The following is a 22,097-nucleotide window of genomic DNA, read 5'->3' as shown; positions in this document are numbered from 1 at the left end:
CTATTACCGCTTCCATTTACTCAGATATTGCCATAAGCACAGGGGTAAAATCAAAACGTTCATCCAATGCAGACGCTACAGAGACATTAGACAAAGTGAGTTTTATTTCACTGCCTACTTTCAAACTAAAATTCGATATCACAATCGGCTCCTTATCATTAAGAAACACAGATAAACCCTTCATTTTTAAAATTTTATCTGTGTCATTCTTAATATTAATTGAGATTTTGATTTTTGATGCTATTGAATTATTTAGCTGGTTAATTTTCTTCTTCATCTCTTTTGGTATGCTTATCGCTAAGATATCTACGCCATTACCGTAAAGGTGAATACCCTGAGTAGAACCAGCCACACTTGAATTCCCTACACTGATGGGAACTTTAAAGTGAGCAAGTGAATCCATATTTTTTCTAAAACATTCCACATATTCCACGCCGGAAAAAATAGCCGGTACTTTTTCCTGAGCCTCTAACAGAGATTTTGATGGCTGTCTGGAATCTTTATAATCACCACATGCACTGACTTCAACCAACAAGTCAGATGTTACCATTTTAACCTGTTCAGATAATAGCTGGTTAACGGATACCGAGGTGTCGAGTTCTGTTTTACATCCTGTCAAAGCAAGAGCCATAGCACTAGCCATAACACTACAAAGAATCAATTTTTTCATCATTTCCTCAATTCAGATTTCCGCAAGATAAAGCCTGATTATATTCAATAAATTCTCCGTTTAATTTAACAGATTGCACAAATAAAGAATTACCGTTTACATGATCCCCTCTTAGCCGAATGTAAAATTCTCGCAAACAAAACAGTACAACCTCAAAACTACGAGAAACTTACAACAAACCAAAACAAAAAAGAAAGCCTGTAGCTATTTGTTAGCTCATTAATGCGAAACACTACGCAAATTTAAGAGATTAAAATCACATATCAACAACTTTTCTTGTTAATGAAAGGTAAATGAAAGGTTTTGTTATTACTAATTGGGTCAACCAAGTTTGGTTGTAGTGGTATATCTTACACGGGTATTGATGAGAGTAAACAAATGAAAGCTATAACGATCAAGATATTAGCGGCAACCGCTTTACTATTTGGCACAAGCAGTGTTTTTGCTGCCAGTGCGCCTGGCAGGACCGAATGCATTGCCCCTGCAAAACCGGGTGGCGGGTTTGACCTGACCTGCAAACTGATCCAAGTTTCATTACTGGATACGAAAGAGATCAGCAAACCTATGCGCGTCACCTTTATGCCCGGTGGTGTTGGTGCTGTCGCTTACAATGCTATCGTCGCACAACGACCTGCTGAAGCGGGAACCCTTGTCGCCTTTTCTGGCGGTTCTCTGCTCAATCTGTCTCAGGGGAAATTTGGCCGCTATAACGTTAATGATGTGCGCTGGCTGGCGAGTGTTGGGACTGATTATGGGATGATCGCTGTCCGTGCCGATTCACCTTACCGCACCCTGAACGATTTGATGAACGCTTTCAAGAATAATCCTAACAGCATTGTATTTGGCGCTGGCGCTTCTATCGGTAGTCAGGACTGGATGAAAACCGCACTGCTGGCAAAAGAGGTCGGTATTGATCCTCACAAGATGCGTTATGTCGCTTTTGAGGGAGGTGGCGAACCTGTCACCGCTCTGCTAGGTAATCATATTCAGGCGGTTTCTGGTGATCTGAGCGAGATGGTTCCTTACCTGAATGGAGACAAAATCCGGGTCTTAGCTGTTTATGCAGATAAACGGCTAGATGGCGATTTAGCCAATATTCCTACTGCCAAAGAGCAAGGTTATAACTTGGTGTGGCCGATTATCCGTGGATTTTACATGGGTCCAAAAGTTTCTGACGAAGAGTACCAATGGTGGGTCGATACTTTTAATAAACTACAACAAACAGATGTTTTTAAAAAACAGCGTGATATCCGTGGGTTGTTCGAATTCAACATGACCGGCAAAGAGTTGGACAACTATGTGAAAAAACAGGTTGAACAATATCGTGAACAAGCCAGAGCTTTTGGCTTAGCCAAATAACAGAGTCATCATTATGAGCGATCGTATCTTTGCTGCTATCTGGCTAGTGCTCTGTGCCATTGGGATGGTTATTGGTTGGGGCATTCAGAGCGAATACACTTATGAACCTTTGGGACCTAGACCTTTCCCAATGATCATTCTGTCTCTGATGGCGCTCTGTGCCTTACTACTGCTTTTCAAAAAACCAGAACAGAGCAATTGGCCTAGCGCCCCCGTTATCCGTCGCCTAATGTTGTTGATTATCTCTTTGGTTATCTATGGCTGGGCATTTGAGTGGCTGGGGTTCCCTCTCGCTACAGCGCTGCTGACATTCAGTGTCGCACTGTTGTTTAACGCAACATTGCCTGCCGCAATCATTTCCGGGGTGTTCCTTGGCGTCACGCTCTATTTCGCCTTTGACCGCTTACTTGACGTAACCCTGCCTCTCGGTAGCTGGCTCAACTGACGGAGAACTTATGGAAACGTGGATGTATCTTAGCCAAGGTTTTGAAGTTGCAATGGTGCCGCAAAACCTGATTATTGCTTTAATTGGCTGTTTTGTCGGCACGATTGTTGGGTTGTTGCCGGGGCTTGGGCCGATTAATGGCGTTGCGATTCTGCTGCCGCTGGCTTTCGCTTTAAAGCTGCCTGCTGAATCTGCCCTGATTTTATTGGCAACCGTTTATATCGGTTGTGAGTATGGTGGGCGTATATCATCGATTCTGCTGAATGTTCCTGGTGACGCCGCTGCCATTATGACCGCACTAGACGGTTATCCGATGGCCAAACAGGGTCGTGCGGGTGTGGCGCTGTCTATTTCCGCGGTGAGTTCTTTTTGTGGTTCTTTGCTGGCAATTCTGGGCATTATTTTATTTGCTCCATTACTGGCGCAGTGGTCACTAGCTTTCGGCCCTGCTGAATATTTTGCACTTATGGTTTTTGCTATTGCTTGTCTGGGTAGCATGATGAGCCAGAATCCCCTGAAATCACTATTAGCAGCATTAATAGGATTGAGTCTGGCAACTGTCGGAGTAGACGCCAACACCGGGGTTTATCGTTTTACTTTCGACAGTGTTCATCTATCAGATGGTATACAGTTTATTGTTGTGGTAATAGGTCTGTTTTCTGTCAGCGAAATTCTGCTGATGTTAGAGAACACCTCAACCGGCAAAACCATTATTCGCAAAACAGGCCGCCTGCTGTTCAATCGCAAGGAAGCGGCTGAATGCGCCATACCAACGCTTAGATCATCCTTTATCGGTTTCTTTGTCGGTATTTTGCCTGGCGCAGGAGCGACAATTGCCAGCGCAATTACCTATATGACTGAAAAGAAGCTCAGTGGGAATAGCGATTCATTTGGTAAAGGTGATATTCGCGGCGTAGCAGCACCAGAAGCAGCTAATAATGCCTCGGCCTGCGGCTCCTTTATTCCAATGCTAACATTAGGAGTGCCAGGTTCAGGTACCACTGCCGTCATGATGGGGGCATTAACGCTCTATAACATTACGCCTGGGCCGGGAATGTTTACTGAGCAACCGGATATTGTCTGGGGGTTAATTGCGGCTTTATTAATTGCCAATGTTATTCTGCTGATTATGAATATCCCAATGATAGGTCTGTTTACACGGATGCTCACTATTCCACTCTGGTTTCTTGTTCCAGCTATTGCTACTGTTTCAGCGGTTGGTGTATATGCCATACATAGCACGACGTTTGATCTTCTATTGATGGTAGGGTTGGGCGTTTTCGGCTATATTCTGAGGAAAATGAATTTCCCGATGTCGCCATTAATCCTCGGTTTTGTATTAGGAGAAATGCTGGAACAAAACTTACGTCGCGCACTTTCTATTAGCAACGGAGAATTTGGCATTCTGTGGAGTAGTGCAATTGCTCAGAGTTTATTGATACTGGCAACGCTGGTTTTGGTTATTCCACCAATATTACGAATTGTCCGTAAGCGCCGTATTCAGCAAGTAGCTACTGAAAATAAATCATAATTAAGAAAAAGCCCATAATATTAAAAAATCATAATTATCATAAAGATATTATGGGCTTTTCTATCACAACAAGAATATATTTCCGTATTCACATTACATTTCAGACAAAATCAACACTCAGCAAAATAGGTTTGAATTTACTTTATATAAACGAATATACCTTATGGATTTCAAGATGCATCGCGACGGCAAGGGAGTGAATCCCCCGGGAGCATAGCAACTATGTGACCGAGGTGAGCGAGCGCAGCCAACAAAGAGGCAACTTGAAAGATGATGGGTATAAACAAGATACAAACAACACGCAGAAACGGGACTATACACAAAGGTGACCCGCTATACGCGGTCACCTAAGATGTATCAAATAATGACCATTTTTGGTCCGAAATAATCTGTGATGGGGGGAATCAACCTGAATACTTGCTCATCACCAAAGAAGCATTAGTGCCACCGAAACCAAAACTATTGGACATCACCGTATTCAACTTTTGCTCAGTAGGTTTAGTGATGATATTCATGCCCGCCGCTTTATCATCAAGATCTTCAATGTTAATACTCGGTGCAATAAAATCATGCTCTAACATCAGTAGGCTATAAATCGCTTCGTGTACACCGGCAGCACCCAGTGAATGACCAGTCATCGCTTTTGTTGCAGAAATTGCCGGTGTTGTATCACCAAAGACTTCCCTGATCGCTTCCAACTCTTTCAAATCACCCGCAGGAGTAGAAGTACCGTGCGTATTCACATAATCGATGGAACCTTTCACACCTTGCAATGCCATATTCATACAACGAACCGCACCTTCGCCAGATGGAACAACCATATCTGCGCCATCCGATGTTGCACCATAACCAACAATTTCAGCGTATATGTGTGCGCCACGTGCCAGTGCATGCTCTAATTCTTCCACAACAACAATACCGCCGCCGCCAGCAATAACAAAACCATCACGGTTTTTATCATAAGTGCGGGACGATTTTTCTGGCGTTTCGTTGTATTTGGTTGAAAGTGCGCCCATTGCATCAAATTCACAGCTCATTTCCCAGCACAGCTCTTCACCACCACCGGCAAAAACAATATCCTGTTTTCCTAACTGAATAAGTTCAGCCGCATGACCAATGCAATGAGCAGAAGTAGAACAGGCAGAACTGATAGAATAATTTACTCCTTTGATTTTAAAAGGAGTTGCAAGGCAAGCTGACACACCGGAAGCCATTGCGCGGGTTACCATATAAGGCCCCACACCGCGTAAACCACGAGCGCGCATACCATCAGCACTCGCAACCTGGTTATATGGAGAGCCACCACCAGAACCCACTACCAATCCGCTACGAATATTGGAAACCTGATCATCAGTCAGGCCAGAATCTTTAATTGCTTCATCCATCGCCAGATAAGCATAAACAGAGGCATCGCTCATGAAACGCTGAATTTTTCGGTCTATTAACCCGGTGGTATCCAGTTTTACATTCCCCCAGACATGGCTTCTCATTCCTATCTCTTTGAATTTCTCAGAAAAAGTTATCCCGGAGCGGCCTTCTTTCAGAGATGCCAGTACTTCTTTCTGATTATTACCAATGCTGGAAACAATACCCAAGCCAGTGATCACTACACGCTTCATCAAATACCTCATTAAATGTGTTTATCCGCGGGATTTCTATCTATGCTATGTAGCACTTTAGCGTACACTTGTACGCTGAACAAGTCCGATCAGGATAAAATTACGAAGAAAAATTCATCTCTCTAAAAACCCCAATATGTTTTCTCGTTAAAATAACTGTTAATTTTCATAGAATACGGTAAAAAACATTCGAGCTTTAATAGACAAAAATAAATTTCAGATAGGAATTATTTTGGTGAACAATAAAATCATAAAATACTTTTAATTTCCATCAAAAATTTAGACTAAGGATAATAATATCAATGAAATATATATAAATTTATCAAGCATTCGAATAATGATTAGTAGGCTTATATTTATATAGAAGTTGCTATACTTGCTATTTTTATTAAGTTTATTGCTAATTAGAAACAAATTTAATAACTGAGAATAATAAGGATGAATAAAATTTTCATGAAATGAATCAATCCCTATGTTATATTACTGACTGAATTAGGTAAAATACTTAAACTTACAGCAACAAATGTTTTAGAACAGAAAATTTTCCGACTTTATCAACCGATAAAGCCATTATTCACACAAAAAGTGATGGTAATTATGCTATGTCATATGCAAATGGTCGGTTCATTGTAAGACCTAAATAACTTTACCCAATAATCCTAATGGGGGTTAATAATGAGAGGACTTGGTTACCTTCTGCTAAGCGTTGGTATCATATGGATTTTAGTGGCTTTTAATATGGACATAAACATATTATCACAATATGGCAACAAATTTAACAATATGGAGCCAATTATTTTACAACAAAATCATATCCTAATTGGCGCATTCATTACACTTTATGGGCTAATTATGATTATATCCAGTAGGAATCAGAGATTATTAGAGTCTATATACAGAAGTAATATTAAGGAGATTGCCGAATTCAATTCAAAAGATGTATTCATACCTACACCTATGCAAAACTCAGATTACTTAAAACGAGCTAATAGGAAGCGGCCAAGCGTAAAATGATATCAATGATTGATACAATTTCATCACATTTAAAAGAGAGGCAATCAAAAGAATTCAAAGAATTATGTGAATCTCACATTCATTTATAAATATAAACCCCGCTTCGCTGGCGGGGCATTATTTCCTTGAGCATCCCGGCTTTATTATAAGGAGAACTTACTCATATTGGTAACATATGGGTAAGTTTCGCCGTTTCCATCGGCACCTCCGTTTTAACACTCTGAATACTGTCGATCCGGGTTAGGTGCTCGGCATGGAAACGTCGGTAAGAATGGAGATCCTCTGTAACGATTCTTAAAAGCGCATCACATTCTCCTGCCATTAAGTGGCATTCCACAACTTCAGGCATTTCTTGGATAGCATCGGTGAAACGCTGAATTGTCTCTGCATCCTGAGCCTTGAGCCAAATTCGGGCAAACAATGAAAGATTAGCTCCGATCTTCGAGCCATCAAGAACGGCAACATAACGCTTAATAACCCCTGCTTCTTCCAACAACCGTACACGCCGCAAACAAGGCGATGGTGATAAACCAACCTCTTTAGCTAATTCGACATTCTGGAGTCGGCCGTTTCGTTGTAAGGCACGCAGAATACGTTTATCAATATTATCTAATTTCATTGGCATTCGATTCCATTAAAACCAAAAATAAATTACGCATATTTCAATATTAATATAAAAAATGAAAAAATAGACACAAAATATCATAAAAATTAGCTTAAAATACCAAAAATTATCTTTTTATAGATTGATTATAGCGTCTAGCCTGCCAACTTACTCTTAAACATTTATGGAGGAAAAATCATGCAGTTAGAGAACTTTTTAATTTTCGCTGCAACTGTACTGCCGTTAATCTGTACTCCCGGACCTGATATCATGTTTGTGGCATCTCAAGGTCTGTCAGCAGGAAAAAGCGCAGCCCTACGCGCCAATGCAGGAGTCATCTCCGGTTATTGTCTACATAGCATTCTTGGCGCTCTGGGTGTTACTGCTATTGTGGCAACCTCACCAATTCTGTTCGAGGTGATGCGTTGGGTTGGCGTTGTCTACTTAGCCTATTTAGCGGTTCAGATGTTCCGTTCAGCCATGCGTCCCGGTAAAATTATTTTCCCGTCCTCATCAGCCAAGACCTCGCTGACCAAAGGTTTCCTAACCAGCTTTCTGAACCCTAAGGGGTTGCTGGTTTACTTTGCTATTCTGCCAAACTTCATCACTGCGGACAGCAACTATACGCTCCAATCCATTATTCTCTCAGCAATTTTCATCACTACCTGCGCTCTCATTTACGGATTAATCGGTGTCACCATAGCTAGCATGGGGCAAAAAGGTTCATTCAGCGATCGTCGCCGTCGCTGGGTTGAAGGCATTGCCGCAGGGCTTTTGTGTTTGGCCGCCGGGTACCTGGCGAAGAGCTGAACAGAATGATTGTTGATATAATGCCCAATAATGTCCAGCACTTGTCCAAATACAGGCGCTGGCTGCTGTTCAAATCAGCACTTTTCCACCCTTTTCTTCTGTCAGGTGGTACATCAACCCCAATCTCGCTAAAATCGCATTATTATCAGTAATATTGCAGGCATTACCGTGAAAAATTCTGCTATCTGTACCGCAACCCTAAGTTGGAATGATCAAGGTACCCCGGTTTCAACGCAGTTTGATGACGTTTACTTCTCAAATCAGGATGGGCTGGAAGAAACCCGTTATGTATTTCTTAATGGTAACCACTTCCCCCAACGATTCAGCACTCATTCCCGTTCTAATTGTGTAATCGCGGAAACCGGCTTCGGAACAGGATTAAATTTTCTGACGCTATGGCAATCATTTGATGCATTTCGACAGCAGAATCCTGATGCGCCATTGAAACGTCTACATTTCATCAGTTTTGAGAAGTATCCGCTGAAAACCAATGACTTAAAAGCCGCTCATCAACGCTGGCCTGAACTTGGAATTTTTTCACAGCAACTTTGCCAGCAATGGCCTCAACCACTAGCAGGCTGCCACCGATTGATTATGGCAAATGGCGCTGTCACATTGGATTTATGGTTCGGTGACGTCAATGATCTGCTGCCCACAATGGATTCCACTCTTCACGGTAAAATAGATGCCTGGTTTTTAGACGGCTTTGCTCCTGCCAAAAACCCGCAAATGTGGAGTGAACGGTTGTTTGCTGCAATGGCACAATTTGCCCATCCAGAAGGCACCTTTGCAACCTTTACTTCTGCCGGCATCGTCCGTCGAGGTTTACAACAGGCTGGTTTTAATGTCAGTAAAATCAAAGGATTCGGTCGAAAAAGAGAAATGCTGACTGGAGTTCTGGCAACTCAGAAGCATCAGCCATTACCAACACCTTGGTTTGCCCGGCCGACAGCAAGCCACACCGATGATATCGCGATTATCGGCGGAGGGATTGCCGGTATTCTTACCGCACTTGCACTACTGCGTCGTGGAGCACAGGTGACTCTTTATTGTCAGGATGCAGCCCCGGCACAAGGTGCGTCCGGTAATCGCCAGGGAGCACTTTATCCGCTACTGAACGGTAGTAATAACGGACTCGAAAAATTCTTTATCTCTGCATTTACCTTCGCTCGCCGCCAATATGAACAGTTATCAGCGCAGGGAGTTGATTTCGACCATCAATGGTGTGGCGTCAGCCAGCTTGCCTATGATGAAAAAAGCAGTAAGAAAATTGAGAAAATGCTGGCAACAGAGTGGCCGGATGAACTCGCCATCGGCATGAATTGTCACCAGTTGAGTGAAAAATGTGGGCTGGATATTCATCACCACGGCATTCACTATCCACAGGGCGGATGGCTATGCCCGGCTGAACTCACTAAAGCAGCAACAGAATTGGCACAACAGCAAGGAATGCTCTGTCGCTTCAATCATCAAGTTACCGCGCTCAATTACAACCAGCATGGCTGGCAACTGCATCTCATGCATCAAGGACAACTATTAAACGCACAGCATAAAACGGTGGTGATTGCCAACGGTCATCATCTCCCCCAGTTTGAACAAACCGAGAAACTGCCAGTGACTGCCGTGCGTGGTCAAGTCAGTCACATCCCAACCACAACTGATCTGAGCCAATTGCAAAATGTGCTTTGCTACGATGGTTATATGACACCGGCTAATCCAGCCAATCAACACCACTGTATCGGCGCCAGTTATCAGCGTCATCGGTTTGATAATGAATATTCTGAAACAGAACAGCAGGAAAACCGTGATCGATTGCTGAAATGTTTACCTGATGCCGAATGGACAAATCAGGTTGATGTTTCTGCTAAACAATCCCGTCAAAGTATTCGCTGCGTTATCCGCGACCATATGCCAATGGTGGGAAATGTGCCGGATCTCAATAAAATAATGACAGATTATCAAGATTTGCCAGAAAAAATCCGCACAGGGAGCACCATCACTGATGCACCCTGTTATTCCAATCTGTTTGTTATCGGTGCATTAGGTTCCCGTGGATTATGCTCTGCGCCACTCAGTGCAGAAATTCTTGCCGGGCAGATCTTTGATGAGCCATTACCACTGGATAATGAAACATTGGCAGCTCTTCATCCAAACCGTTTCTGGATCAGAAAACTACTGAAAGGCCGTAAAGTGAAAACTGAAAGACCCTAAGGAACTGCGCTACCCAAGAAGTAAAATGCTTGTGTAACTTTTGGGAGGCAGCTCAATACATCTCAATACTATTGCAGATATCACATCACATAATAAAGTCTGACAAGTGGAGGAAACAAAATGGTTGCTCAAACATCAATACTGCACGTTCGTGTAGACGATAAACTCAAGGCTGATGCTACGGAAAATCTCTCAAATTTAGGCTTAACCATATCAGATGCGGTACACATTCTACTCACCTATATCGTCAAAGATGGTGTGTTACCTGCTGACTTAGAAGCTTACGACGCCCGGTTTCACGCTAAAGTGCAAGAAGCACTCGACGATACGCGCCAACCTGTCCCACATCAGCAAATAATGGATGAAGCGCAAGAATTAATTGAAAGGAAACTTCGTGCTTGCTCTTAAATGGAGGAAAAAGGAATAAAAATCGCCAATAAGTCTCCGTTTCTGATCCACTGCCCCCAAGAAACTCATATGGTTTCTTAAGGGGTGGCTCGTTTTTTCTATTCTATTGCTTTAATTCAACTTATTGAGTTTTAGCATTATCCAGCAGGCGCTGCCAGGTATTAAGCACCAGAATCTGATCCGGCGGCGCCAATTCTCCCGCTTTAATCGCATTTTGGATACTTTCTTCAACACGGTCATGAAGCTGTTCAGCCGTATGGGCGCCTTCCTGCTCCAATTCTGCTACCGCTAAGGTGAGATGCCCGCGGAGATAACCACCAGCAAACAATTCATCATCACTGGCGTGATCTACCATGCCATCAATTTGCGCTAAAATACGCGTTTCAAACTCAGCGAGCATCATTTTTCCTCAAATTCAGTTTCATTCTGCGAATATATCTTCCGGGTAAGGAAAATGTTCCGCTTTTAACGGAGGCGTATTGTAAAACGATTGCAGCCCCTGAATAAAGCACTCTGCTCTTGCCGGTATTCCCTGCGCTAAATAGTCCATGATCTGCTCATGAACTTTACGCTGAAAAGCTAATCTATCAGGTTCAAAATCCCCTTCAAGGTTGTCACAACTGACATTAAACGGAAAACCTGCCGCAGTACAAAACAACCAATCAAGTGCCTGTGGTTTAATTTCTACTTTTTCAAATTCACTTTGCGTCTGTGCGTCACGACCATCCGGGCAATACCAGTAACCAAAATCCACCAATTTCCGGCGCTCTTGACCCGCAATGCACCAATGCGCAATTTCATGTAATGCACTGGCATAAAAACCATGAGCAAATACAATCCGGTTATAGGAGATCTCTTCATCTGCCGGCAGGTAAATAGGTTCATTATCACCTTTAACCAAACGTGTGTTGTATTCGTCACCAAAACAGTGATTAAAAATATCAATAAGTTGTTGATAGTTATGTATTATCATGAATTAAAAACAAAACCCTGAATCAGAAATAAAATGCCAACCAGCTACGGATCGTATCGCCGTGATTATCATTCAGTAATTTAATACTCATCAAAAAGGAGATGATGACAATCATTGGGCGAATCAGTTTCTGTCCATGAGTCAAAACTAAACTTGCACCCAACCGTGCGCCAATCACCTGTCCTGCCAACATCACAAGGCCCAATACCCACAAAACTTGACCGCCAAGGATAAAAAGCGCCAGTGAACCTACGTTAGAAGCAAAGTTCAGTACTTTAGCATGAGCGGTGGATTTCGCCAGGTTATAGCCACACAACACGACATAAGCTAACGCATAAAATGAGCCAACACCGGGGCCAAATATGCCGTCATATAAACCCAGTCCACTCCCGACAAGCAAAGCAAAGACCACAGGCGTCAAGCGACGATGGCGCTCTTCTATGCCAATGGCTGGCGTCAAAAGGAAATAAAGACCAATGATAATGACTAGAACCGGTAATAGCTGACAGAGAAAATCTGGCTTTATAAACTGGACAATAATCGCACCGGCCATTGAGCCAAGTAATGTCATCAATATGGCAAAGCGTTGAGATTTGAGATCAACCGCACCATAACGGACAAAATAGAAGCTGGCAGAAAAGGAACCGCCCACTGCCTGCAACTTGTTTGTCGCTAGCGCCTGTACCGGCGAGACTCCAACGGATAACAGCGCCGGGATGGTTAGTAAACCGCCACCGCCAGAAATCGAGTCAATAAATCCAGCCATCATTGCAACCAGAAAGAGCAAAATGTAAACTTCCGCACCTGACGACAATAACCAGTCCATATTTCATCCCATCAACAGCAACCGCTTATCAATATTCAAGCTACCCATTTCAGTCTCTGGGATTTTCAAGGCTAGCTTCATTCTCAAGTTCACCAGCGAGGAAGGCTGGATTCGACATCAGCACACTGTGCTCTCTGGCGTAATAGGTGATCCATCAACACAATAGCCACCATTGCTTCCGCAATCGGCACAGCGCGGATGCCAACACAGGGATCATGGCGGCCACGAGTGACCATTTCCACCTCTTCACCCTGACGATTAATCGTTTTACCCGGCACCATAATGCTGGATGTCGGTTTCAACGCAATATGAGCAATAATTGGCTGGCTGCTGCTAATACCACCCAGAATTCCTCCCGCATGATTACTGGTGAATCCCAGAGCAGTTATTTCATCTCTGTTTTCGCTGCCGCGTAAATTGATAACACCGAAACCATCGCCAATTTCGACGCCTTTTACTGCGTTAATACTCATCAGCGCATGAGCAATATCGGCATCAAGACGGTCGAAAACCGGTTCTCCCAAACCAGCCGGAACATTTTCCGCGACAACCGTCACTTTCGCGCCAATAGAATCCCCCGCTTTTTTCAGTTCACGCATCAAGGCATCAAGTTGTTCAAGTTTAGTCTCATCAGGACTGAAAAATGGGTTTTGTTCCACCTGTTCCCAATCTTTCAATTGGCAATGGATATTGCCCATTTGAGTCAAACAAGCACGGACACGAATACCATATTTATCCAGCAAATATTTTTTCGCTATTGCACCTGCGGCAACACGCATTGCCGTTTCACGCGCAGAAGAGCGGCCCCCGCCACGATAGTCGCGGATACCGTATTTCTGTTCATAAGTGTAATCGGCATGGCCCGGACGAAACACATCTTTAATAGCGCTGTAATCCTGAGAACGCTGGTCAGTATTTTCAATGAGTAAACCGATACTGGTACCGGTGGTTACCCCTTCAAATACACCCGAAAGAATGCGAACCTGATCCGGCTCACGGCGTTGTGTTGTATAACGGGAAGTTCCCGGACGACGCCTGTCTAAATCAATTTGCAAATCGGCTTCTGTGATTGCAATGCCCGGTGGCACACCATCGACAATACATCCCAACGCCAAACCGTGAGATTCGCCAAAAGTGGTGACCCGGAAAAATTGCCCGATACTATTTCCCGCCATCCCAATTCCTTCTTGTTAATCGTTCTTTTATTTGACTCTGCCCGTTTTGCATTATTACCGCAGCTACAACCTATTCAATTATTCAATCTTTGAATAAACGAAAATGTTCGTGATGTTCAACCAATTGTTGACGTGTCAACATAAATACGCCATCGCCACCATATTCAAATTCCAACCAAGTAAATGGCACATCAGGATATTGTTCAATCAAATGCACCATACTGTTGCCAACCTCGCAAATCAACACACCTCGTTCGGTGAGAAAATCTGGAGCAGTCGCCAGAATACGGCGTGCCAGTTTCAAACCATCTGAACCCGCTGCCAAACCCAACTCAGGCTCACGGCGAAACTCTTCCGGCAAGTCGCTCATATCCTCGGCATCGACATAAGGCGGATTTGTGACAATAAGATCGTATTTAACCGGCGGCATATCGCGGAACAGATCAGAACGAATCGGAATGACCCGGTGGTCAAGACTGTGATTCTGAATATTCTGTTCAGTCACGGCCAGTACATCTGCGGAAATATCCACGGCATCTATTTCTGCTTCCGGGAAAGCATATGCACAGGCAATAGCAATACAACCACTACCCGTGCAGAGATCGAGGATATTGGCGGGTTGGTCAGGAATCAATCCTGCAAATTCATTATTAATTAATTCACCAATCGGTGAACGTGGAATCAAAACCCGCTCATCAACATAAAATTCATGACCACAAAACCAGGCTCTGTTAGTCAAATAAGCAACCGGAATACGATCATTAATACGGCGCAGTACCCTTTCGACAATACGATGACGCTCAGTTGATGTCAGTCGCGTGGTTAGCATCTCTTGTGGGATATCCAGCGGCAAAAACAGTGATGGAAGAACCAGTTGCAGTGCCTCATCCCAGGGATTGTCTGTACCGTGCCCGTAATAAATATTCGCCGCATTAAACCGGCTAACAGACCAGCGCAACATATCCTGAATGGTATATAACTCAGCTACTGCCTCATCGATAAAAATCTTGTCCAAAAGCGCCTCCAGCCCTGCAAATTCATTAGCCTGCTAGTTTGCCACGATCATTAAAACAAATCAGCTTTATATCAGGTTAATGACATAGAATTTTCAGTGCTAATGTTCAACGAGCAATGAATTAAGACATGACAATTAAAAAAGCAGCCCGGATGTTTTATTGCAGATTTTTAATTAATTTTCAGCACAAACCGTCTTATTCAACAACAAGACGGTTTGCTTTCTAGATATTTAACACTGTGTTTCTTTGGCTGATTGAGGGTTCACAATAATGACATTTTTTCGTATCCATAAATAATAGGCGGATGTCAACAGCACGATCCATACTCCTCCTACATAGAACGCAATGCGTGTCGCCGGAAAGTAACTGAGAACAGCAATGATAAATATCATAAACACGATGGTCAGAATCGGCGCAACAGGCCACATCGGTACCGGGAATTGTAATTTCTGTACTTCTCCCGGTGACATCTTTCTACGCATAGCAAATTGAGATAGCAAAATCATTAACCAAACCCACACGGTGGCGAAAGTCGCAATCGAAGCAACAATGACGAATACCTGTTTAGGAAGCAAGTAATTGAGAACCACAGCACACAATAATGCCAACGTCATAACCATGATTGTCACCCAAGGCACCCCGTTACGGCTTAAATGCATAAATTTTTTATGGGCTAATCCTTTCTCAGCCATACCGTACATCATACGACCAGCACCAAAGATATCGCTGTTAATGGCCGAAATTGCCGCCGTAATGACGATAATATTCAGAATATTCGCCGCCGAACCAATGCCTAACCCCTGAAATATTGCGACAAATGGGCTACCTTCTTGGCCGATGCTGTTCCAAGGGTAAATTGCCATTAATACAAAAATAGTGAGTACATAAAACAGAAGAATACGAAACGGGATAGAGTTAATCGCTTGCGGGATCATTTTCGCCGGATTTTTAGCTTCACTGGATGTAATACCGATGATTTCAATACCACCAAAAGCAAACATCACAACAGCCAGAGATTCAATAATGCCGCCCACCCCATTAGGCATAAACCCACCGTGTTGCCACAGATTTTGAACTCCCGTTGCCTGAAAATGGCCGCTAAAACCAAACAGAATAATACCTGTTCCGGCAATAATCATGGCGCTGATTGCAGCAACTTTCAGAATCGATAACCAGAATTCCATTTCGCCAAACACTTTAACTTTACAAAGATTAAGTGCGCCAATAATGAAAATAATACTCAGTACCCATATCCAGCGCGGTACTTCCGGGTACCATAGCCCCATATAAATGCCAAAAGCAGTCACATCCGCCAGACAAACGATGATCATTTCGAAAGTATAAGTCCAGCCGGTAATAAATCCGGGCAATGGGCCTAAATATTGATGAGCGTAACTGGCGAAAGAACCGGCATCCGGCCTGTGGACCGCCATTTCGCCTAAAGCGCGCATAACCATAAAGACAGCGGCACCACCCACTAAATAAGCTAACAATACCGCCGGACCTGCCATGCTTATTGCTTCAGCAGAACCATAAAAAAGACCTGTACCAATTGCAGAACCCAACGCCATAAACCGGATATGGCGTGCGTTGAGTCCTCGCTCTAGTTGTAATGAGGCTTGCATGATTTACCCTCTTATCTTTTATTATTGGGTTTTATCAGAAAGATAAATGTGATAATCAGGCCGGTCAGGCACCGGCCATTGGTTTATTTAATAGTTATTTTTACTCCTGTAATATCTGTCCAGAAGGAAGTAATGAGGAGAGATGTTGCTCGGCTAATAATTTCACAGCAGCATCAATATCAGGCGCAAAAAAACGATCCTGATCGTAATAATCTACTTTCGCTCGCAAGATATCACGCGCTTCTTCCAAAATCGGGCTGCTTTTCAGACCATTACGGAAATCGATGCCCTGGCAGGCAGATAACCATTCAACTGCCAGAATACCTCGGGTATTTTCTGCCATCTGCCATAAACGACGCCCCGCAGCCGGCGCCATTGATACATGATCTTCCTGATTGGCCGAAGTCGGTAAACTGTCAACACTTGCCGGATGTGCCAACGCTTTATTTTCACTAGCAAGCGCCGCTGCCGTCACCTGTGCAATCATAAAACCTGAATTCACACCACCATTCTCAACCAGAAAAGGCGGAAGCTGTGACATATGCGAATCCATCAACAACGCAATACGTCGTTCTGACAATGCACCTATTTCTGCTAATACCAGCGCCAAATTATCAGACGCCATTGCAACAGGTTCAGCATGGAAGTTACCACCGGAAATCACTTCTCCCTGCTCAGCAAACACCAATGGGTTATCAGATACGGCATTAGCTTCGGTCAGAATAACATCAGCAGCATGACGCAATTGAGTCAAGCAGGCTCCCATAACTTGCGGCTGACAACGTAATGAATAAGGGTCCTGTACCTTGGGACAATTGATATGAGAATCTGATAGTTCGCTGCTCTCTTCCAATACATAACGATACAATGCGGCAACATCGATCTGCCCCTGTTGCCCCCGCACTTCATGTACACGGGCATCAAATGGTTTGCGTGAACCCAATGCCGCCTCTACGGATAAAGAACCACAAACTATCGCTGCCGCCAGTAGATCTTCTGCTTCAAATAATCCACGTAACGCAAAAGCGGTAGAGACTTGGGTTCCATTGAGTAATGCTAAACCTTCTTTAGCCGCTAATGTAATGGGTTGTAAATTGGCCTTTGCCAGCGCTTCTTTGGCTGGCAGCCATTCACCCTGATAACGCGCTTGCCCTTCCCCAAGTAATAACAGGCTCATATGTGCCAACGGTGCCAAATCACCAGAAGCCCCTACCGATCCTTTGCAAGGAATATGAGGATAAATTTCCGCATTGACTAACGCGATTAATGCCTGAATAACAGCAAGACGAATACCTGAGTAACCACGGGAGAGGCTGTTAATTTTCAATACCATGATCAACCGGGTCATATTATCGTCCAACGCCTCGCCGACCCCGGCAGCATGAGAGACAACCAGCGAACGCTGTAGTTTTTCTAAATCATCTTTTTCAATCCGTGTACTGGCTAATAGCCCGAACCCGGTATTAATTCCATAGGCAGTGCGATTTTCAGCAAGAATCGCATTAACACACTCCACACTGTGTTCAATAGCAGGAAAAATCTGACTATCCAGCGTGATTTTCACCGGTTGTAGATAAACCTGACGTAGCTCATCAAGGGTCAATTTGCCTGGATAAATAGTTAGTTGCTTCATAATGTTCCTTATTTTGTATTAAGCATCGGCAAGTTTAATCCTTGCTCTTTGGCACAATGGACAGCGATTTCATAGCCTGCATCAGCATGACGCATAACCCCAGTGGCGGGATCGTTATGCAGCACCCGTGCTATACGTTCTGCGGCTTCATCGGTTCCATCACAAACAATCACCATACCGGCATGTTGTGAGAAACCCATGCCGACACCACCGCCATGATGCAGAGAAACCCAAGTAGCGCCGCTGGCAGTGTTAAGTAAGGCGTTTAACAACGGCCAGTCCGATACGGCGTCAGAGCCATCACACATAGATTCGGTTTCGCGGTTCGGACTGGCGACAGAGCCGGAATCCAGATGGTCACGACCAATAACAATCGGTGCAGAAAGTTCGCCACTGCGTACCATTTCGTTAAAAGCCAGCCCCAGTTTGGCGCGTTGCCCTAAACCAACCCAGCAGATACGAGCTGGTAATCCCTGAAAGCTAATGCGTTCCCTCGCCATATCTAGCCAGTGATGCAAATGTTGATCATCGGGGAGTAATTCTTTAACTTTGGCGTCGGTTTTATAGATATCCTGTGGATCACCAGAAAGCGCTACCCAACGGAAAGGCCCGATACCACGGCAAAATAACGGGCGAATATAAGCAGGAACAAAACCAGGGAAATCGAAAGCATTTTCTACGCCGACTTCATATGCCATTTGGCGAATATTGTTGCCGTAATCAAAAACAGGAATGCCCTGCTTATGGAAAGTCAACATCGCCTCAACATGTTCCACCATTGAAGCTTTTGCTGCTTTGATGACCTCTGCCGGTGCTGAAATAGCACGTTGGCGATATTCTTCCCAACTCCACTCTTTTGGCAAATAGCCATTGAGAGGATCGTGTGAGCTTGTCTGGTCAGTGACCAAATCCGGGCGCACACCACGACGAACTAATTCCGGCAAGATTTCAGCGGCATTGCCACACAGAGCGATAGAGATGGCTTTGCCTTCCTGAGTGTATTTTTCGATCCGAACCAGAGCGTCATCCAGATCTTTCGCTTGTTCATCGACATAACCCGTACGCAGACGGAAATCAATCCTGCTTTGCTGACATTCAATATTTAGTGAACACGCTCCAGCCAATGTTGCAGCCAGCGGTTGTGCTCCCCCCATACCACCCAAACCAGCAGTTAACACCCAACGACCCTGTAAACTACCGTTATAATGTTGGCGGCCAGCTTCCACAAACGTTTCATAGGTGCCTTGAACAATTCCCTGACTGCCAATGTAAATCCAGCTACCCGCCGTCATTTGGCCGTACATAGCCAGCCCTTTAGCATCCAGCTCATTGAAGTGTTCCCAAGTCGCCCAGTGCGGCACCAAATTCGAATTCGCAATGAGTACCCGAGGGGCATTACGGTGGGTTTTAAATACCCCAACTGGCTTACCCGATTGGATTAACAACGTTTCATCGTCTTCCAACTTTTTCAGTGTTTCAATAATCTTGTCATAACATTCCCAATCTCTAGCAGCCCGGCCAATACCGCCATACACCACCAGTTCATGAGGGTTTTCAGCAACTTCCGGATCAAGATTATTCATTAACATGCGCAGAGGAGCTTCGGTTAGCCAACTTTTGGCTGTTAATTGTGTTCCTCTGGAGGCCCGGATATCGGCATTACGAAATTTACTATTCTGGGCGTTCACGATCTGGCTCCTTCTGGTCTTTAGATATTTGTTAAATGTATAGTTGTATATACATGTATATTCAATAGGCCAAATCATTAACGAAAATAACATATTTACAAAGTTATTATTTTTATTTTCTTACAAATCAATTTGTTAATATTATTTCTTTCTAATTATCAAGGAATAATGTTTTTCTTATTTTTGTGTTTACAATCACAAATTATTTACATTAATTTTACGAAAATATAATTTAAGGGAGAAAATGTTTTTCCTGGTACGACAGTCGTAACCCATAACGAGGTTCAGCAGTGGAAAAGCTGATATCGACATATTGCCTTATCACTGTGGTGCATGCGGTTCTACAGATACAGGAGAAAATGACGGCATTACCTTGTCAAGAATTACATTGTCTGTATTTTCTTCAATTTGGCTATTGAGAAAATTTTTAAGAGTTCCTGCTCAAAGTACATAGTATCTGCTCCCAAAAAGAGAGTATAAGATCACGGCTATTTCTCCGAATCAACTGATTTATTCTTTATTCGTAATTAAAAAATATTCGCGGCCTTGCTCTGATTAAAAAGCTTGTTATACAATATAGACATCAATTTCAATGACAATCATTATTACGCCGCAAAAAATCATGATTATAATATGATAAACAAAGATAATAATAATTCCGAAAGTAAATTTAATAAAAATAAGGTTGGTGACAAATATGTGTGCTTAAGTGTATAGGAAATTAATAGAAAGTGAATCATTAGCCAATAAATACTATATTAACTATTTTTTCATGAGGAAGAGTGTTGAAAGATTGCGAGATTATCTGTAATGACGCTATGATAGATTATGCCAATGCCTATTAAATTAATGCTCAATATAATAATTTAAAGTCAGGAAAGTAATGAAATCTACTCATTCGCACCATAAACTACAAATAACTTACAAGCGGAATACATTCGTATAACTGATTATGAGAACATCTGAGGGTTCGTTGGATTCGAACTTATATAGTCTTCATCCTTCTCAGGAAGATGTGTTTTACGAACAAATGCTTCATGAGAATAGTCCAATACACAGCCTCGGCTGGTATACATTGATAGAGAAAAATGTTGATATCGTTATTCTGCAAAAAGTGTGGAATTTACTATATCAACACATTGATATGTTACGTTTACGTATATCAATTAATTCGAATAATGAACCTATTCAATATATTCAAAATCAGAGTACGCCAGAATTAATCAAGTGCTACGATGTTTCGATGCAGCTTGATCCTGAAAAGAAAGCCTATCTTTGGATGAAGCAACAAGTAGGTATTCCTATCGATTATTTAAAAGAAACTCCATATCAGGTTACACTAATTCGCTTAAATAATGAAAAACATTACTTTTTCACTAAATTCCATCATATTATGATTGATGGTGTCGGGGTATATCGACTTCATGAATATGTCCATAAATTATACAAATGTCTTGAAAATGAAACATCTACCGCATGGTTGTCAGAAATTCCACAATATTTAACTACAATAATCAAGTCGAGAAAATATTTTAATAACACTCAATATGAAAAAGATAAGAGTTATTGGTTTGATTTTCTGAAACAAAAAGAAATACATCAATTAACACCTTGCTACCAAAATACAGGTAGTGATAATTGTACGTTAATACTACCTCTTCCAATTAAAGAAGATTTGCGTACTTTTTGTAGAGAATACAAAACCAATCTGCTTTTCATCTTTTCGAGTCTGGTCAGCATTATTATGACTGAACTTACAGGGCAACAAGAGCTGGTTTTTAACACGATTACACATGGAAGAAAAGGAAAATCAGAAAAAGATGTTGTTGGGATGCATGCAAATATGTATCCGGTGCATTGTCATATTTCTCATGCGGCTAGTGTGATTGAACAGATTAAATTAACCGAATCTGAACTCAAAAATAGTTATTATCACTGTAAATTTCCTCAATCTCACCTTGCTCGAATTGCTCATAAACATAAGCTTTCTTTACCTAATATATCTATTTTCTATGAACGTTTTTCTGAGTCAGACTTCGAAGTCACCGAAAATCAGCACCATCACATAAATGGGGTATTTAATATTTATCCTATCGTCTTTAGATTAAAAAACTATGGGTATGCCCAGAAATTAAAAATAACGATAGATTATCTGCGGAAATACTTTAATAAGCAGGATATCAACAGAATACTTAAACGATTGCAAAACCTGTTTATTACCTTACTCAACAACCCTGCATCATTAGTCAGTGAATTACCTATTTTATTAGAGCAGGAGCGTTATACATTACTGCATACCTGGAAACAACCCGATATATCCTATCCGCAAGACCGCACTCTCCAGCAGAAATTTGAGGCTCAGGCAACAGCCAGACCAGACAACATAGCGTTAGTGTTCGAAGGGAAAACACTGACTTATCGCCAACTAAACGAACGGGCTAACCAGTTGGCCACAGTGATTCGCGAACAGTATCAACAGCAGTACAATAA

At 42.8% G+C, this 22,097-nt stretch carries 18 protein-coding genes; 7 read left to right on the top strand and 11 right to left on the bottom strand.

The features are described 5' to 3' along the window. Positions 1–16: 16 nt before the first annotated feature. Positions 17–673 carry a DUF7424 family protein gene (locus BA1DRAFT_RS10730; RefSeq protein ID WP_036778756.1) on the bottom strand — a complete coding sequence of 219 codons (657 nt, stop codon included), beginning with the start codon at positions 671–673 and terminating at the stop codon, positions 17–19. 375 nt (positions 674–1,048) lie between these two features. Between BA1DRAFT_RS10730 and BA1DRAFT_RS10725 the strand changes: the two genes are divergently transcribed. Genes BA1DRAFT_RS10725 through BA1DRAFT_RS10715 form a run of 3 tightly spaced genes read left to right on the top strand, consistent with a single transcriptional unit; the run spans position 1,049 to position 4,005 of the window. Then, the gene (locus tag BA1DRAFT_RS10725) at positions 1,049–2,029 is read left to right on the top strand and encodes a Bug family tripartite tricarboxylate transporter substrate binding protein (protein WP_036778754.1); all 981 of its coding nucleotides are present in this window, start codon (positions 1,049–1,051) and stop codon (positions 2,027–2,029) included. A gap of 13 nt (positions 2,030–2,042) precedes the next feature. After that, a complete protein-coding gene (locus BA1DRAFT_RS10720) occupies positions 2,043–2,474 on the top strand; it encodes a tripartite tricarboxylate transporter TctB family protein (RefSeq protein ID WP_036778752.1) in 432 nt (143 codons plus the stop codon). A gap of 10 nt (positions 2,475–2,484) precedes the next feature. Then, positions 2,485–4,005: a tripartite tricarboxylate transporter permease gene (locus BA1DRAFT_RS10715; RefSeq protein ID WP_036778750.1), complete on the top strand. Its 1,521-nt coding sequence runs from the start codon at positions 2,485–2,487 to the stop codon at positions 4,003–4,005. 404 nt (positions 4,006–4,409) lie between these two features. Here BA1DRAFT_RS10715 and fabB read toward each other — a convergent pair whose 3' ends face one another. Together fabB and BA1DRAFT_RS10700 are read right to left on the bottom strand one after the other, a co-directional pair. After that, positions 4,410–5,624, bottom strand: coding sequence for a beta-ketoacyl-ACP synthase I (gene fabB, locus BA1DRAFT_RS10710; RefSeq protein ID WP_036778748.1), 1,215 nt, complete (start codon positions 5,622–5,624; stop codon positions 4,410–4,412). A gap of 1,174 nt (positions 5,625–6,798) precedes the next feature. Further along, positions 6,799–7,263, bottom strand: a complete 465-nt coding sequence (locus tag BA1DRAFT_RS10700) for an Lrp/AsnC family transcriptional regulator (RefSeq protein WP_036778745.1) — start codon at positions 7,261–7,263, stop codon at positions 6,799–6,801. Positions 7,264–7,440: 177 nt separating this feature from the next. On the opposite strand from BA1DRAFT_RS10700, the gene BA1DRAFT_RS10695 reads away from it, so the two are divergent. The 3 genes from BA1DRAFT_RS10695 (at position 7,441) to BA1DRAFT_RS10685 (ending at position 10,671) form a co-directional block, all read left to right on the top strand. Then, entirely contained in the window at positions 7,441–8,052 is a 612-nt protein-coding gene (locus BA1DRAFT_RS10695) for a LysE family translocator (protein ID WP_036778743.1), read from the top strand. Between the two features lie 168 nt (positions 8,053–8,220). Beyond that, positions 8,221–10,263, top strand: a complete 2,043-nt coding sequence (gene mnmC / locus BA1DRAFT_RS10690) for a bifunctional tRNA (5-methylaminomethyl-2-thiouridine)(34)-methyltransferase MnmC2/FAD-dependent 5-carboxymethylaminomethyl-2-thiouridine(34) oxidoreductase MnmC1 (RefSeq protein WP_036778740.1) — start codon at positions 8,221–8,223, stop codon at positions 10,261–10,263. 120 nt (positions 10,264–10,383) lie between these two features. Further along, the gene (locus BA1DRAFT_RS10685; RefSeq protein WP_036778738.1) at positions 10,384–10,671 is read left to right on the top strand and encodes a type II toxin-antitoxin system RelB/DinJ family antitoxin; all 288 of its coding nucleotides are present in this window, start codon (positions 10,384–10,386) and stop codon (positions 10,669–10,671) included. A 121-nt stretch (positions 10,672–10,792) separates the two neighbouring features. Here BA1DRAFT_RS10685 and BA1DRAFT_RS10680 read toward each other — a convergent pair whose 3' ends face one another. The 8 genes from BA1DRAFT_RS10680 to hutU form a co-directional block, all read right to left on the bottom strand. Then, positions 10,793–11,071: a YfcL family protein gene (locus tag BA1DRAFT_RS10680; RefSeq protein WP_036778735.1), complete on the bottom strand. Its 279-nt coding sequence runs from the start codon at positions 11,069–11,071 to the stop codon at positions 10,793–10,795. Positions 11,072–11,092: 21 nt separating this feature from the next. Continuing rightward, entirely contained in the window at positions 11,093–11,644 is a 552-nt protein-coding gene (locus tag BA1DRAFT_RS10675; protein ID WP_036778732.1) for an elongation factor P hydroxylase, read from the bottom strand. Between the two features lie 22 nt (positions 11,645–11,666). After that, positions 11,667–12,470: a sulfite exporter TauE/SafE family protein gene (locus tag BA1DRAFT_RS10670; protein ID WP_036778730.1), complete on the bottom strand. Its 804-nt coding sequence runs from the start codon at positions 12,468–12,470 to the stop codon at positions 11,667–11,669. An 89-nt stretch (positions 12,471–12,559) separates the two neighbouring features. Then, the gene (gene aroC / locus BA1DRAFT_RS10665; protein WP_036778727.1) at positions 12,560–13,645 is read right to left on the bottom strand and encodes a chorismate synthase; all 1,086 of its coding nucleotides are present in this window, start codon (positions 13,643–13,645) and stop codon (positions 12,560–12,562) included. An 82-nt stretch (positions 13,646–13,727) separates the two neighbouring features. Beyond that, positions 13,728–14,660: a 50S ribosomal protein L3 N(5)-glutamine methyltransferase gene (prmB, locus tag BA1DRAFT_RS10660; RefSeq protein ID WP_036778725.1), complete on the bottom strand. Its 933-nt coding sequence runs from the start codon at positions 14,658–14,660 to the stop codon at positions 13,728–13,730. Positions 14,661–14,891: 231 nt separating this feature from the next. Then, positions 14,892–16,286, bottom strand: a complete 1,395-nt coding sequence (locus BA1DRAFT_RS10655) for an amino acid permease (protein ID WP_036778723.1) — start codon at positions 16,284–16,286, stop codon at positions 14,892–14,894. Positions 16,287–16,386: 100 nt separating this feature from the next. Beyond that, positions 16,387–17,919 carry a histidine ammonia-lyase gene (gene hutH / locus BA1DRAFT_RS10650; protein WP_036778721.1) on the bottom strand — a complete coding sequence of 511 codons (1,533 nt, stop codon included), beginning with the start codon at positions 17,917–17,919 and terminating at the stop codon, positions 16,387–16,389. An 8-nt stretch (positions 17,920–17,927) separates the two neighbouring features. After that, a complete protein-coding gene (gene hutU / locus BA1DRAFT_RS10645) occupies positions 17,928–19,607 on the bottom strand; it encodes a urocanate hydratase (RefSeq protein WP_036778718.1) in 1,680 nt (559 codons plus the stop codon). A 1,015-nt stretch (positions 19,608–20,622) separates the two neighbouring features. Between hutU and BA1DRAFT_RS10640 the strand changes: the two genes are divergently transcribed. Further along, positions 20,623–22,097 (top strand): condensation domain-containing protein (locus BA1DRAFT_RS10640; protein WP_235201033.1); only part of this gene is annotated, 1,475 nt, incomplete at its 3' end.

Source organism: Photorhabdus aegyptia, assembly GCF_000612035.1.
Lineage (GTDB): Bacteria > Pseudomonadota > Gammaproteobacteria > Enterobacterales > Enterobacteriaceae > Photorhabdus > Photorhabdus akhurstii.
This window is presented reverse-complemented; position numbering and strand designations above follow the sequence as displayed.

Excerpts from the sequence above, each read along its gene's own strand:
- BA1DRAFT_RS10655 (WP_036778723.1), bottom strand. The coding sequence starts at position 16,286 with ATGCAAGCCTCATTACAACTAGAGCGAGGACTCAACGCACGCCATATC.
- BA1DRAFT_RS10670 (WP_036778730.1), bottom strand. The coding sequence starts at position 12,470 with ATGGACTGGTTATTGTCGTCAGGTGCGGAAGTTTACATTTTGCTCTTT.
- BA1DRAFT_RS10720 (WP_036778752.1), top strand. The coding sequence starts at position 2,043 with ATGAGCGATCGTATCTTTGCTGCTATCTGGCTAGTGCTCTGTGCCATT.
- hutH (WP_036778721.1), bottom strand. The coding sequence starts at position 17,919 with ATGAAGCAACTAACTATTTATCCAGGCAAATTGACCCTTGATGAGCTA.
- BA1DRAFT_RS10675 (WP_036778732.1), bottom strand. The coding sequence starts at position 11,644 with ATGATAATACATAACTATCAACAACTTATTGATATTTTTAATCACTGT.
- fabB (WP_036778748.1), bottom strand. The coding sequence starts at position 5,624 with ATGAAGCGTGTAGTGATCACTGGCTTGGGTATTGTTTCCAGCATTGGT.
- BA1DRAFT_RS10695 (WP_036778743.1), top strand. The coding sequence starts at position 7,441 with ATGCAGTTAGAGAACTTTTTAATTTTCGCTGCAACTGTACTGCCGTTA.
- BA1DRAFT_RS10715 (WP_036778750.1), top strand. The coding sequence starts at position 2,485 with ATGGAAACGTGGATGTATCTTAGCCAAGGTTTTGAAGTTGCAATGGTG.
- BA1DRAFT_RS10685 (WP_036778738.1), top strand. The coding sequence starts at position 10,384 with ATGGTTGCTCAAACATCAATACTGCACGTTCGTGTAGACGATAAACTC.
- BA1DRAFT_RS10730 (WP_036778756.1), bottom strand. The coding sequence starts at position 673 with ATGATGAAAAAATTGATTCTTTGTAGTGTTATGGCTAGTGCTATGGCT.
- BA1DRAFT_RS10680 (WP_036778735.1), bottom strand. The coding sequence starts at position 11,071 with ATGCTCGCTGAGTTTGAAACGCGTATTTTAGCGCAAATTGATGGCATG.
- BA1DRAFT_RS10725 (WP_036778754.1), top strand. The coding sequence starts at position 1,049 with ATGAAAGCTATAACGATCAAGATATTAGCGGCAACCGCTTTACTATTT.
- BA1DRAFT_RS10700 (WP_036778745.1), bottom strand. The coding sequence starts at position 7,263 with ATGCCAATGAAATTAGATAATATTGATAAACGTATTCTGCGTGCCTTA.
- aroC (WP_036778727.1), bottom strand. The coding sequence starts at position 13,645 with ATGGCGGGAAATAGTATCGGGCAATTTTTCCGGGTCACCACTTTTGGC.